General features: G+C 59.4%; 10 protein-coding genes. 4 read left to right on the top strand and 6 right to left on the bottom strand.

Annotation, left to right across the window (positions count from 1 at the left end):
* The first annotated feature begins 35 nt into the window (after positions 1–35).
* From VFQ24_18280 to VFQ24_18270, 3 genes are all read left to right on the top strand, one after another.
* The gene (locus VFQ24_18280; protein HET9180308.1) at positions 36–3,155 is read left to right on the top strand and encodes a tetratricopeptide repeat protein; all 3,120 of its coding nucleotides are present in this window, start codon (positions 36–38) and stop codon (positions 3,153–3,155) included.
* Between the two features lie 87 nt (positions 3,156–3,242).
* Entirely contained in the window at positions 3,243–4,949 is a 1,707-nt protein-coding gene (locus VFQ24_18275) for a CRTAC1 family protein (protein ID HET9180307.1), read from the top strand.
* Between the two features lie 392 nt (positions 4,950–5,341).
* Entirely contained in the window at positions 5,342–5,623 is a 282-nt protein-coding gene (locus VFQ24_18270; protein ID HET9180306.1) for a modification methylase, read from the top strand.
* Between the two features lie 4 nt (positions 5,624–5,627).
* On the opposite strand, the gene VFQ24_18265 is transcribed toward VFQ24_18270, so the two are convergent.
* From VFQ24_18265 to uvrC, 6 genes are all read right to left on the bottom strand, one after another.
* Positions 5,628–8,384 (bottom strand): protein kinase, encoded by a 2,757-nt coding sequence (locus tag VFQ24_18265; GenBank protein HET9180305.1) that lies wholly within the window; start codon positions 8,382–8,384, stop codon positions 5,628–5,630.
* Between the two features lie 100 nt (positions 8,385–8,484).
* Entirely contained in the window at positions 8,485–9,141 is a 657-nt protein-coding gene (locus VFQ24_18260) for a TIGR04282 family arsenosugar biosynthesis glycosyltransferase (protein ID HET9180304.1), read from the bottom strand.
* Between the two features lie 514 nt (positions 9,142–9,655).
* Complete coding sequence (locus VFQ24_18255) at positions 9,656–10,168, bottom strand: hypothetical protein (protein ID HET9180303.1); 513 nt, start codon at positions 10,166–10,168, stop codon at positions 9,656–9,658.
* A gap of 35 nt (positions 10,169–10,203) precedes the next feature.
* Positions 10,204–10,503 carry a YtxH domain-containing protein gene (locus VFQ24_18250; GenBank protein ID HET9180302.1) on the bottom strand — a complete coding sequence of 100 codons (300 nt, stop codon included), beginning with the start codon at positions 10,501–10,503 and terminating at the stop codon, positions 10,204–10,206.
* Between the two features lie 21 nt (positions 10,504–10,524).
* On the bottom strand, positions 10,525–10,758 hold the full coding sequence (locus VFQ24_18245) for a YtxH domain-containing protein (GenBank protein HET9180301.1): 234 nt from the start codon (positions 10,756–10,758) through the stop codon (positions 10,525–10,527).
* Between the two features lie 110 nt (positions 10,759–10,868).
* The gene (gene uvrC / locus VFQ24_18240) at positions 10,869–12,683 is read right to left on the bottom strand and encodes an excinuclease ABC subunit UvrC (protein ID HET9180300.1); all 1,815 of its coding nucleotides are present in this window, start codon (positions 12,681–12,683) and stop codon (positions 10,869–10,871) included.
* A 516-nt stretch (positions 12,684–13,199) separates the two neighbouring features.
* On the opposite strand from uvrC, the gene VFQ24_18235 reads away from it, so the two are divergent.
* The coding region (locus VFQ24_18235; GenBank protein HET9180299.1) for a hypothetical protein at positions 13,200–13,700 on the top strand (501 nt) is incomplete at its 3' end.

The raw sequence follows: 13,700 nt of genomic DNA, 5'->3' as shown, positions 1-13,700 counted from the left end.
CGCGGTCGGGGCAAGAAGGACGCTTTCAATTGCACATGAGTGCTGATCCCAATGGCAGTGGTCGCCGTCGCGGTCTGAGCAGGGTCCTGTTCGTTCTTGGGCTGGTGCTGGTATTCAACGCCGCCTATCTGGCTGCGTACGCCACGCCGGATCTCTTCTACGTCGCCAATGCGCTCCTGCATCCCTTCCTGGGCGTGCTGGCCGCCGTTCTCTTCGTCATTTATCTCAATCGGCATCGGGAATACATCAGGGGCGTTTCAGGCTGGATTTCCATCGTCTGTCTCGCGCTTGCCGCGGGCTTCGGAGTTTACCTGTTCTTCGCCGGAATGACGGTCCCTCACAGCCTCGCCCTTTACCTCCACGTGGGATTTTCAATCGCCGGCCTTATCTTCCTGCTGGTCCGTCTGCGCTCCTGGCTGCGCGGCCGCGAAATTCAATTCGCTCGCAATCCGTGGCGGATTGCCGGAGCCGGATTTGTTGCAGCTCTGATCTTCTATGGCGTGGTTTCCCTTTACCATCACTATTTCCCCAACCCGGAATATATGATCAAGAACCCGCCAACCGCGCCCGTCAGCATGTACCAGGAAGGTGGAGGCAAGAACAGCCTGATGTGGCCCAACTCCGCGCAGACGGCTGACGGCAGGACCATTCCCAACCAGTTCTTCATGAATTCGGAGACCTGCCAGCCGTGCCATAAGGACATCTATTCCCAATGGCAGCACTCGATGCACCACTTCTCGTCCTTCAACAATCAGTGGTACCGCAAGTCGATCGAGTACATGCAGGACACCATCGGGATCAAGCCGTCGATGTGGTGCGCCGGTTGCCATGACCATGCAGTCGCCTTCACCGACATGATGCAGAAACACCCGGTCCGCCAGATCGAGTTCACGCCGGAAGGCCAGGCCGGTCTGGGCTGCATGTCGTGCCATGCGATCGCGCACGTCACCAGCACCATGGGAAACGGCAGCTACGTGATGAAATACCCGCAGCTCGACCGCCTGGTGGCCAGCAAGAGCCCGCTGATGCGCTACATCGCCAATTTTTCAATCCTTCTCAATCCCAAGCCGCATCGGAAGGTCTTCCTAAAACCCTTTCACCGCGATCGCCGGTACGTGGCAGAGTTCTGCTCATCATGCCACAAGGTCCATCTGGACGTTCCTGTGGACCACTATCGTTGGCTACGCGGATTCAACGACTACGACAACTGGCAAGGGAGCGGCGTTTCGGGCAACAGCGCGCGGTCGTTCTACTATCCCCCCAAGCCGATGGTCTGCGTTGATTGCCACATGCCGATGGTCAAATCCGGCGATTTTGGAAACATCGACGGCTACGTCCATTCGCACCGCTTTGTGGCGGCGAATACGGCCGTGCCGACTTCCCACGGCGATGCGTCTCAGGTGGCAGATGTTGAGAAGTTTCTGAAAGGCGCGGTGACAGTGGACATCTTCGCCATCACCGATGAGCCCAAAGGCCAGTCCGAGCAGTTATCCCGCGCGCCGAGTGGAGCCCCGCAGGCTTCCACCATGTTCGCCGTCGGCGAAGAGTCGGCCCGCGGCCTGGAAGCGGCACAGGTTAGTGCTGCGCCTCCGGCAAAGCTGATGGCGCCGGTCAATCGCGGTGTCGCCTATCTGCGCCGGGGCGAAACCGCGCGGGTTGAAGTGGTCGTGCGCACAAAATCCCTTGGACACTTCTTCCCAGGCGGCACCGTCGATGCATTCGATTGCTGGGTGGAACTTAAGGGAGTGGACGACAAGGGCCACACCATCTTCTGGAGCGGCGAAGCGGCCGATAACGGCAAAGGGCCTGTCGATCCCGCGGCCCATTATTACCGCTCGCTTTCGATCGACCAACAAGGGCACTGGATCAACAAGCGCAACGCCTGGTCGGCGCACGCCACGGTTTACGCGCATCTGATACCTCCCGGCGCGGCCGACGCCGTCCATTTTCGAGTGAAGGTCCCGGACGATTGCGGCGGCAAAATCACTTTCACCGCCAAACTGAATTACCGCAAGTTCGACTGGTGGAACACTCAATGGGCCTTTGCGGGACGGCCCGATCCGCATCAGAAAGACCGCCAAACGACGCCGTATTATGACAACACCGACTGGCTCTTCGATGGCGACCTTTCGAATGTTTCGGCCAGGGTGAAGCAGGTTCCCGACGTTCCCACCATAGTAATGTCAGAGGACACCGAGACAGTGCCGGTGCTGCCAGCCTCCTCGAAACCTTTCGAGCAAAATACCAGGCTGCTTCCAGACGACGTTTACCGCTGGAATGATTACGGCATCGGCCTGTTGCTGCAGGGCGACCTGAAGGGCGCTGCGCGAGAGTTCGAGATGGTCACAAAAATCGATCCAAAATATGCCGATGGCTGGGTGAACGTGGCCCGGGCGCTTGTCCAGGAGGGCGACGTGGACCAGGCCGTCCCGTTCCTGAAGACGGCGATGTCGCTGAATCCTAACCTGGCGAGCTCGCATTATTTTCTGGGACAGGTTTACCAGACGCAGGGCGACTACGAACAGGCCTACTCGGAATACAAGAAGGCCCATGACCTCCATCCCGGCGATCGCGTTGTCAGCAATGAAATGGGCCACATTCTTTTTCTCCAGCGCAAGTACACGGAAGCCGTGAAGCAGTTCCAATATACGCTGAGCATCGATCCAGAGGACCTGATTGCGCACTACAACCTGATGCTCTGCTATCGCGGCTTGCAGGACAACGCCAAATCGGACCACGAAGAGAAGCTTTACATGCGCTTCAAGGCGGACGAAAGCGCCAACGCCCTCCTGGGCCCGTACGATCGGAGCCATCCGGAGGATAACATCGAGGCCCAGCCCATCCATGAGCATGTCTCGATCAACGACGAGAATGCCGAAGGTCTCCAGTTCTACTGGAACTACGGCCAGCAGTGGAACTGGCTGCCGGGCAGGCTGCAAAAAGCGCAGCAGATTGCGCTCGAGCGCTACAAGAAGGACGGCAGCTACGGCTACCTCGCCGCCACGAGACGCGATAATCTCCACATGCATGCGGCGCACCGGACAATGACGCAGCAGAAACGCCTCGCGCACCACGCCACCAAAGTTGCCGCCGGTAAGAAACTACACGCGCGCCCCGCGCACAAGATTGTGGCGGAAACGCGGGCTGCTCGGTAAGCATCGCTCTTCGGCAGCGGAGCAGCTATCATCAACTGCGGCTTCCCTCTTCTCGGGGCTGAATTCTTGAAAGGTTTCTGACCGATAATGATGAATCCATCTTCGCGCCGCGATTTTCTCAAGAACTTGATGTTGATGGCTGGTGCGGCGCAGATCGGCGGTCCGCGCCTCGTTTCCGCCGCGGCTGCCACGCCCGCCAGGCATTACGTCAACATCGCGCCCCAGGCGGGCATTCATTTCATCCACAACAACGGCAGTTTCGGCAAGAAATTTCTGCCGGAAACGATGGGCTCGGGCTGCGCCTTCATCGATTACGACAACGATGGAAATCAGGACATCCTGCTGATCAACGGGACCGATTTCCCCGGCTACGTCCGCCGGCAGACGACCATGAAGCTCTACCACAACAACGGCAACGGCATGTTTACCGACGTCACCGCGCGCGCCGGCCTGAATATCCCGATGTATGGAATGGGAGTCGCCATCGGCGATTATGACAATGACGGCTGGGACGATATTTACGTCACCGGGCTCGGCGAAGCGCGCCTCTTCCACAATGAGCATAACGGCAGGTTTCGTGACGTTACCAAAGCCGCGGATGTGAACAACACGGGCTTCGGCGCCAGCGCAGCCTGGGTGGATTACGATAAAGACGGAAAGCTCGATCTGTTCGTCTGCAATTACGTCGAGTGGTCGGAGAAAACGGATATTTACTGCTCGCTCGACGGGCAACACAAGTCCTATTGCACTCCCGGCGCCTACAAGGGACAAAGCTGTCGCCTGTTCCACAATCTCGGCGGCGGACGCTTCGAGGACGTCACCAAAAAGGCCGGCATCTACGACCCTACCGGCAAAAATCTGGGCGTGGCCGTCGTCGATTACGATATGGACGGCTGGCCGGACCTTGCCGTGTCAAACGACACCGAACCCAACAAGCTCTATCACAATAATCATGACGGGACGTTTACGCAGGACGCCGTCCAGGCCGGAATCGCCTACGACGCCAACGGCATCGCGCGCGGCGCCATGGGCATTGACGCCGCTGATTTTGACCGCTCCGGCTACCCCAGCCTGGCCATCGGCAATTTCTCAAACCAGATGCTGGGGCTTTATCACAACGAGAAGCACAATTTCTTTATCGACGTCGCGCCGCAGTCAGCCATCGGGCAGGAAAGCCGCCTGTCGCTGTCGTTCGGCCTTTTCTTTTTTGATTACAACCTCGACGGCCTTCAGGACCTTTTTGTTGCCAACGGCCACATCGAGCCCGACATCGCGCGCATCCAGGCCCAGGTGACCTACGCGGAACGGCCGCTGGTTTTCAAGAATGATGGCCAGGAGCGCTTTGATGAGGTGGGAAAAGAGCTCGGCTTCAGCAGGCAGATCGTGGCGCGCGGCGCGGCGTACGCCGACATCAACAATGATGGTTACCTGGACGTTCTGGTCACCACTAACAACGGCCCCGCGTATCTGTTCAGAAACGAGGGCGAAAATTCCGCCAACGCCATTCGCATCAAGACCGTCGGGACCCGCTCAAACCGCAACGGCATCGGAGCGCGAGTCTGGGTGCGCTCCGGCGGCGCCGCCAACTGGCAGACCGTCCACTCCGGCTCCAGCTACTGCTCGCAGAGCGAACTGCCGCTGACCTTTGGACTCGGCAAGGCGGGTTCGGCCGAAGAAGTACACATCATCTGGCCCAGCGGCCACGAAGATGCCCTCAAAAACCTGAAAGCCAACACCTCCTACACCATCCAGGAAGGCGGCAAAATCCTCTCCACCCGCCCCTTCAAGCGGTAGCGTCGTGTCCCACGTAATTGTTTACTGCACGCCGTCATTCCGAGGACCGGTGCCCTTCCGGCCCGAGGAATCTGCTTCTGCACCCAACCAAAAGCTGGTAGCGCGGTCCCCCGATTTTGGGGTCCGCGGCTCTTCTTTCTGGAAGCCAGCCCTCCACGGGTCATTCCGAGAGCCGACGGGCGACGAGGAATCTGCTGTGCGTCCAAAGAGAGCGAAACCGTAGCGGCGGCTTTACGCCGCCACGTGTGTAAGATAGCCGGCCCACGGCGGAACACCAATCTAAAAACCCTCGCCTTCCGGGAGAGGGTAGTCCTCCCGCCTTGCGGGGCGGGACCGGGTGAGGGCATCTTGCGTGCGCCAGCGTTCCCCGTTTGTGCTATCCTTTTGCGCAAATGGATTGGAAAAACAAGCTCTATTTTGGCGACAACCTCGGAATCCTCCGCGAGCATGTGGCGAAAGAGAGCGTGGACCTCATCTATCTCGATCCACCCTTCAACTCAAGCGCCACCTACAACGTGCTCTTCAAGGAAAAAAGCGGAGAAGAGTCCGCCGCCCAGATCACAGCCTTTGAAGACACCTGGCAATGGAGCCTCGAATCGGAAGCCGTTTATAACGAAATTGTCCAGAGGGGCCCGGAAAAGCTCCTCAGCCCTGATCGTGCTCCACTTTGCTAAAACGTCATCGCACGTTTTCGATCATGCCGATGTTTTCTTCCCACACCTGGGCCGCGTCAAAAACGAGGTAGCGCCCGTCGGGAGACACGTCAAAAACGTTGACCGTCTCCAAGTGTTCATAGCTCCCAGCATTGTTGAGAATTGGGAGAACCCGAGGCGTGCGTGTCAGGCCTTGGCCGTTCCAGTTCAGCTTCCACAGGACGCCATTCAAGTCCGGCTTTCCTTCAAGCAAGTAAAGCTCATTCCCCGAACCGCGAGCAAACCAAACGACCCAGCCGTGGAAAATTTGCCGTGGAGGATTCTTGAGGTCATCCACCCACAGCCCGGCATTCGGGTCGTCTTCTTTACCTGGTCTTATCATGTAGGCCACGGAATGCTCGTCCGGCGACCAGAGCAGAGAGCGCCATGGCACGGTCTTAGAGAGACTGCCAATCACGTGACTCTTTCCCGTGTTCGTATCGAAGACTTGAACTTTTCCTGTTGCACCCATAAAGAGTAAACGCCCATTGCGCCCGACATCCGGCTTGCTCCATATTGGAATGCTTAGCAGCGTCTCCGGCGTCCCACCCGATATGGAGACGCGGCGATAGTCCGATTCCCGGGAGGCCGGGTCACTGCTCAAGGACGAGTAGACGAGGTTCTTGCTATCCGGTGTCCATGCCGGGAAGATATTGATCCGCTCATCCTGCGCCAGCGCCGCAGCGTTTGAGCCGTCGGCGTCTGAAACCCAGATTCCTTCCCTTTCCACGCCTTTGAAATTGGTGAAATAAGCCAGATGCTTCCCGTCAGCGGAGTAGGCAGGCGCAAACTGATTTCGCGCCGGATCGGCGGTAAGGACCTGCACGCTTTGCTCGCCCGGCTTTGCCCGAAGATCCAGGCGAGCGGTGCCGATTTTCTGCCGCATCGTCCCGAAAACGATCTTCTTGCCGTCCTTTGAGATATCGAGATCGGCGTCATCGCCCTCACCAGCCGTGATCTGATTGGGTTCGCCTCCGGTGACGGCAATTTTCCAAATGTTGACCGTGCCGCCGCGGTTGGAGGCGAAGTAAATAGAGCGTCCGTCCGGAGACCAAGCAGGCGAACGCTCCATCGAACGATCGCGTGTCAAGAATCGGGTTTTCCCTGAGTCGAGGTCTGCAACTGCCATTCTGCCGGATGGCCCGCCGTCGGGGCCGCTGGCGATAAACGCAATCTGGCGCCCGTTCGGAGAAAAGCGCGGCTGGGTATCCCACCCCAGGACCCACCCCTGGACGGCCCAAGGCGGCGCGGCTTGACGCGCATTTTCACCTGAAATGCCGGAAATCCAAATTCCCCCGTACCCTTCCTGCGACAGGTTCGTGTAAGCGAGCGAATGCCCGTCAGGCGACCAGTCAGGGTCAGTGGCGTTCAGGATGACTCGACGCGGGATTCCGCCCAGAGCCGGAACTTCCCAGATGTCCCAAGTGCCCCAGTCGTTGAGCCGCGTGAAAGCGAGCGTGGCGCCGTCCGGTGACCAGCTCGGTCGCCATTTTAGATTGGGATCGTGGGTGATCTGGACCAGGCTGCCGCCACGCACCAGGCCCACGTAAATATTGAAATGACCCTCACGGTTGGAAACGAACGCCACCGAGCGGCCATCGGGAGAAATCGCTGGCGCGGCCTGCACCCCAGCAAAGTTGGTGACCATGCTGAAGTGCATGGGGGATTGCTGCACGGGAGCGGCGAATTTCCATATATACATGACGACCCCCAGCGCGGCGACCGCAACGCTGGCGACGACCCACGGCAAGACGCGGCGGAACGTAGAGACCCCCACCCGGTCCCGTTCTCCGGGACCACCCCCACCCGGTGGGAGAGGGCTTGTGAGTAAGGGGAAACCCCTCAGCGTTTCCTCGATCGCAATCCGCGCTTCGCCGATATCGCGCAGGCGCTGCTTCGGGTCTTTATTCAGACAACGGCGGACGAGTCTCTGAATGTGTGGTGGAGTTCCTGCCGGCAGCGCCGTCCATTCCGGCTCGGCCCGGATCACCGCCGCCAGCACGTCGGAAATCGTTTCTCCGTCGAAAGGCTTCCGGCCCGACAGCATTTCGAACAGCACGCAGCCAAACGCCCAGATGTCACAGCGGCGGTCTACACGCTGCCCCTTCGCCTGTTCCGGGCTCATGTAGGCCGCCGTCCCCAGAATCATTCCTCCTTGGGTCGCCATAGCACTCAGCGTGGGCGAGTTGGCCATATCCGTCGTGGCCGTGGAGTCCTGTGCCTCCAGAACCTTGGCCAGACCAAAATCCAGCACCTTCACCGTGCCTTCCGGCGTGATCTTCACGTTCGCCGGCTTCAGATCGCGATGGATCACACCGTGCTCATGCGCGTATTCCAGCGCTTCGACAATCTGCCGGGCCATGGGCAGGGCGTCTTCGTACGGGAGCGCCCCGCGCTCCCGCGGTAGTGTAGAGCCCTCCCCTACGCGAGTCGTAATCCTAAGTCGTTCCGCCAGCGTCTCGCCTTCCACCAGTTCCATCACCAGCGCGCGGACGCCGTTCGATTCTTCAAGGCCATGAATGGCTGCGATGTTGGGGTGATTCAAGGAGGCAAGGACCTGCGCTTCGCGCTCAAACCGCGCCATGCGCTGGGGATCACGGGCCGTGGTTTCGGGCAGGATTTTGAGGGCGACGTCGCGCTGGAGTCTTGTGTCCCGGGCGCGATACACCTCCCCCATGCCGCCTGCACCAAGTGGCGAGACAACCTGGTAAACCCCGAGCCGTGTCCCCACCTGTAATGCCATGTTTTCTTCGCATTATACACCCCAATTCGGAGCGTCAACGCGGTTTTGAATTTCTGGGAAAATCAAGGTGCGGCACCCAAGGCGAGACGCCCGTGCCACATCAACCCATCTTTGCTAGGAAGCGCCAGGTGTGTGGGGCGAGGCGGCGGGCGGCGGGATTCGAGGCCAGCCATATTTTCAGCGCGGCCAGGTCCTCCGGGCGGTCGATATCGGGGCAAGGTTCGAGCACTGAGCAGGAAAGTCCATGCGCCAGCAGGCTTGCGAGCGTGTCGCCAAAAGCAAACTCCGTTCCGAGGCGCAGGCCGGTGAAAAGGCCGGGTACGGCGCGCCGCAATCCGATGAGATAGTAGCCGCCGTCCGGGCACGGCCCCAGCACCGCATCGACTGTGCGCAGCTCTTCGAGCGCGAGCCGCAGCACGGCAGGAGCGAGCGTTGGCGAGTCGGTGCCGATAATCACCGCTCGTGAATGGGCGCGAAGAAGCTGCGTAAAGGCCCTGCTGAGCCGCTCGGCCAGGTCGCGGCCCCGCTGCCGCCGGCGCTCGAAAGCGCGCGGAACCATCCGCTCTGGCAGGGCGCCGCCTGCCGTAAAGACGTAACACCCTGCCTTGCCCGCAAGCCCCGCCACCTTGCGGAGAGCGTCAGAGACCAGCGCCTGGTGCAATTCCGCCGCTCCCTGCGGACCGAGCGCGGGAATCAGCCTTGTCTTGGTTTTTCCGGGATGAACGGCGCGGGCAAAGGTGGCCACGGCAGGCAGCAAACGTACTCTTTTAGGCAGAGAAATCGCGCGTTTCGGCGCTCGCGTCGGGCGCGCCGGGCGCGACGGGAGGGATGGTTCAGCTCTGCTTTTTCCTGGGCCAGCCGCTCCTGAGGGCCGCTGATGGCGGGACAAGGATTTCTCTCTTGCCGGAGTTGCCTTGCGTGTGGAATGGGATGAACGTTTGAGCAAGCGGGATTACGTGTGGCACGGCCATCCCGTTCGCTTCGCTCGGGGTGGGCCTGGCCGTGATCCGTCAGGGGCGGGGCGCGCGTGCCACCCCTGCGCTTTTTGAAGACTTTTCGGACCGCTCCACGCCACCAGCTCCTGGGAGCCCCGGCGGCCGCGGTCTCCAGGTCCGGTGTCATGCTGAGCGTCGCGAAGCATCCCAGTATTTGTCTGAATATAAATGCCCAGATTCTTCGCGCAGTCTACCTTCAGCCCCTTCTCCCGCTCTGCGGGACCAGCGCCGTTCGCAGGCGGAGGGCGAGCGGGCCCGGAGTGACAAACCAATCCACTAGATGAACATCTGCTCATCTTGCGGGACGTCGCTGGTGTAGGCCTGGCGGCGGCGTGACAAGAAGAAATCGAGCCCCGCCTGGACGCCCTTCAGAACGGCGGACGCTTCCGAGACGGGAGCGATGATGTTGCGCTGGACGGCGGTGGTGGTCCTGTCCACTTTTTCCAGCACGTCAGTGATGGTTTGGTCAACGCGGATGACCTGCAGCCGGAAGCGGTCCAGCAGGTCATCGATGACTTCGTCCACGCTCCCGGTGCGTTCGCGCAGGACGCGGGCGACCTCCGCCAGGTCGGCAGTGATGGATCGTAGAGGATCGCGGGAATTCGCCACGATTTCGACGAGAGAGTCGGCCAGCGGATCGATGTGGCTTGAGACCTCCGCCCGCAAGGATGATACCTCACCATGCATGCGCTCGACCACCTTGTACAGTCCGAACATGGCAAGGCCCTGCAGAACAAGGGCTGCGGCGGCAATGATAATGAAAACTGTCAACAGGGTCTCATGAACCATTACGCTACTCTCGGCCGCCTGTGGCCTACAGCGGTTTACTGAGCCACCTTGCCCTTTTCCTCCCGGTAAGCTTGTTTGCCGGCTTCAAGCGCGGCGGACAACTGTTCCTTCTGCTTGGCAACCGTGCCCCGGGCCCGGTCGACGTAACCTTCGGCCCTCTGGCGGTATTCCTTGCTCTTTTCCGCGACACGGTCCCTGCTTTCACTGGCCCGCTGCGCGATGTAGTCGCGCGTCTCCTGGCCCGTTTTGGGAGCAAAAAGCAAGGCCAGTATCGCCCCAATCCCTGCTCCAGCCAGAAAGAAAGCCAATTTCGACCCTCCGTTGCTTTCGCTCATAGAATATCCTCCTGAATTCTCTCAGGCAACCAGCCTGGTCGCCAGATCCTTACCTCGCTCAAATGCTTCCTCGGCCTGCCGGCAAATGTCACGACTCCGTTCCGCAACAAAATCAGCACCGTCTTCCGCGGCCCTGGAAATCAGCTTCCTCGTTTGACGTCCGCTCTGAGGAGCGTAAAGGAGACCCATCGCAGCACCAATGCCCACGCCGGCGGACAGGATACCCAAGCCGTAAAGCATGCTTTTCGTCTTCATGGTAAACCTCCTTTGACAAGAGAAAGATATCAAAGTCCGGTTGGATTTTCAACTACAAAGTTCATTATATCTAAAGCAATTATTAATATTACGACTGGACTGTCTATTTATTAATTGCGGGTTCGCGCCGCCAGATACTCCATTATCCTCATAGTCTGCTTTTGTGTCACAATCTGGCACAGTTCCTCTTGACTAACGGATTCGAGCTTGGCCAGGCTGCCAAAGTGCTCTAGCAGCCTTCTGGCCGTGCGCTCACCCACGCCGGGGATTTCAAGTAGTTCTGAGGTGAGATCCCGGCGCGTGCGGCGCTTTCGATGGAACGTAACGGCAAACCGGTGCGCCTCGTCCCTGATGCGCTGGATCAGGTGAAGAGCGGGCGAGTGATGGTCAAGGACCACTGGCTCATCTTCACGCCCGTAGACGTACAGGATCTCCTCCCTTTTTGCGATGCTGGCCAGCGGCTGGTTGATGATCTCGAGTCCGGCCAGTGCGTCTGCTGCGGCATGGAGCTGCCCCACGCCACCGTCGATCAAGACCAGATCGGGGAGCTTTTTGTTTTCCTGCTGCAAGCGGCGGTAACGCCGACCCACGACTTCGCGCATGCTGGCAAAATCGTCATTCTGCGGGACCGTTTTAATGATGAACTTCCTGTAATCGGACTTTGTCATGTGGCCATCTTCGCATACGACCATCGAGGCCACAATGTCAGTGCCCTGGATGTGCGAAACGTCGAACGCCTCGATCCGCCGGGGGGGCTTATCGAGATCGAGGACGTCGGCCAGTTCGCCGAGCATCTCCTCCGTCCTCGGTTTGAGGACCCGGAACCTGCGTTCGAAAGAGTGGCGCGCGTTTCGGGCGACCAGCTCCAGCAACCCGCGCCGCCTGCCGGCCTCTGGAGTGTAGATGTGCACGGAGCGCCCGCGTTTCTCCGACAGGATTTCCGCAAGCAATCCCTGGTCTTCAAATCCGACCGGCACGTAGATTTCTCCCGGCACGTACTGCTGATCGAGGTAGACCTGTTTCACCAGCGCTGCGAAGACATCGCCGAGGTCAGGCTCAGCGAGGTCTTCCCAGAAAAATTCCCGGCGGTCCACCGTGCGGCCGTTGCGGAAGTGGAAGAGGTCCACGGCCATTTGCGCAGCTTCTCGATGGAACCCGAAGATGTCGAAATCTTCGCCGGACGATGCGGCCATTTTCTGCCGCTCGCGCAGCTCTTCGACAGTGAGCAACTGATCGCGATAGCGTCCGGCCTCTTCATAGCGCTGATCTTCTGAAGCGCGCTCCATGCGATTGTGCAGGTCCCTCATCAGCTCGCTTTCGCGGCCTTCCAGAAACATACGCACGTCGCGCACCGCTTCGGCATACCGTTCCGGAGTGGTCAAGCCTTCGACGCACGGTCCCAGGCAGCGCTTGATGTAGTACTGAAGGCAGGGGCGTGGATGGTAACGTGTCAGGTCCACTTTGCACGATGGCACAAAGAACCGGCGGTGGATCAGGTCCACAATCCGGTAGGCAAGCCCGCCGGGAAAATATGGCCCGTAATAGCGAGACCCGTCTTTCCTTAATCGGCGGGTGACATACACGCGCGGAAAGCGCTCGTGCAAAGTGAGCTTGATGTAGGGATAGGTCTTGTCGTCGCGCAGCAGCACGTTGTAACGTGGCTTGAACTGCTTGATCAGATTATTTTCGAGCGCAAGGGCTTCTTTCTCATTGTCCACCAGAATGGTTTCGAGCTCGGCGGCCACGTCGAGCAGGCGGTCGCGCTTTTCGTCGCTGGGACGCGAATCCTGAAAGTAAGACCGCACACGGTGGCGCAATGACTTGGCCTTCCCCACGTAAATCGGCCGCCCGGCAGAGTCCTTAAAAAGATATACGCCCGGCCGCGCCGGAAGTTCTTCCGCTCTTTCCTTGAGATGTTCGTTCATGTCCCTTTGTCAGATGTTTCTATTATCGCCGATCTTAATGAATTGCGGAAAAGCCGCGGAGCCGCCCTGGACTTCGCACTCCATCGCAGTGCGGTGGATTTCCCGCCCAGCGCACCCTTGCGATGATAGCTGGTCAGGCGAAGAATCTTTCTGCGGGCGCTTAAAGCGTTAGTTGCGTTTTCGAAAATTTGTGCTTGACATGTAATCTTCTCAGGTGCTATTAAGTTTCCCAACATTTCTTTGATCGTATTGCGCACTCAAGAAAGACCGCACTAGAAGCTGCGCGCCGGAGGTGACGTGTGCCTGCTCGCTCGTGGATTGCTAACGTTCCTGCTCTTTCTTTCTTGTCCGGCCGGATTCTTCGGGTTTTCCCCAAAGCGACAAAGTTGGAACTCCGTCGGCTGGCCTTCGGCGGCCTTGCCGCTGCATTCTTTTGCCTCACGGATTACGTATTTCAAGACGGCAACGGAATGCCTCACGCCCTAGGGTTGGCCCCCCTGGGGCGCCATCGACACGATGTGCGGGGGTCAAGGCTGCGCACAGTCCCAGGAGACGCGCCAGTATAACAATCGGCTTCAACCGACGCTGATGGAACTGGGCAATTCGAGCAATCTGTCAGCCGATTATTCTCTGACGTACAGCTACGCGCCAAGCCCGAATCCGCCGTGCTCGCTGCCGCAAGGTGCGGGCGACAACGGCAGCATTACGGGCGAAACCTACACGGACAATGTGAATGCGGGTTACAGCCACACCTTCACCTACTGTTATGATGCCGTGAATCGGCTGACGCACGCCGTAGCTTCGGGGAGTCCGGCCTACGATCTGATGTACAGCTACGACCAGTACGGGAACGGAACGTGTGTTCCGGGCTCGGGCGGTGGTTTGTGCCCAGCGATGAGCTATAATTCAAGCACGAACCGACTCACGAGCATCGGAAGCACTGCCGTCAGTTACGACGCGGCCGGCAACCAGTTGAACGACATATGGTCCACCTACGAGTACGACGCCGAGGGGCGG

It is taken from the genome of Terriglobia bacterium (assembly GCA_035712365.1).
Lineage (GTDB): Bacteria > Acidobacteriota > Terriglobia > UBA7540 > UBA7540 > SCRD01.
Note: the sequence above shows the minus strand (reverse complement) of the source record. Positions and strands in the feature narration are given on the sequence as shown.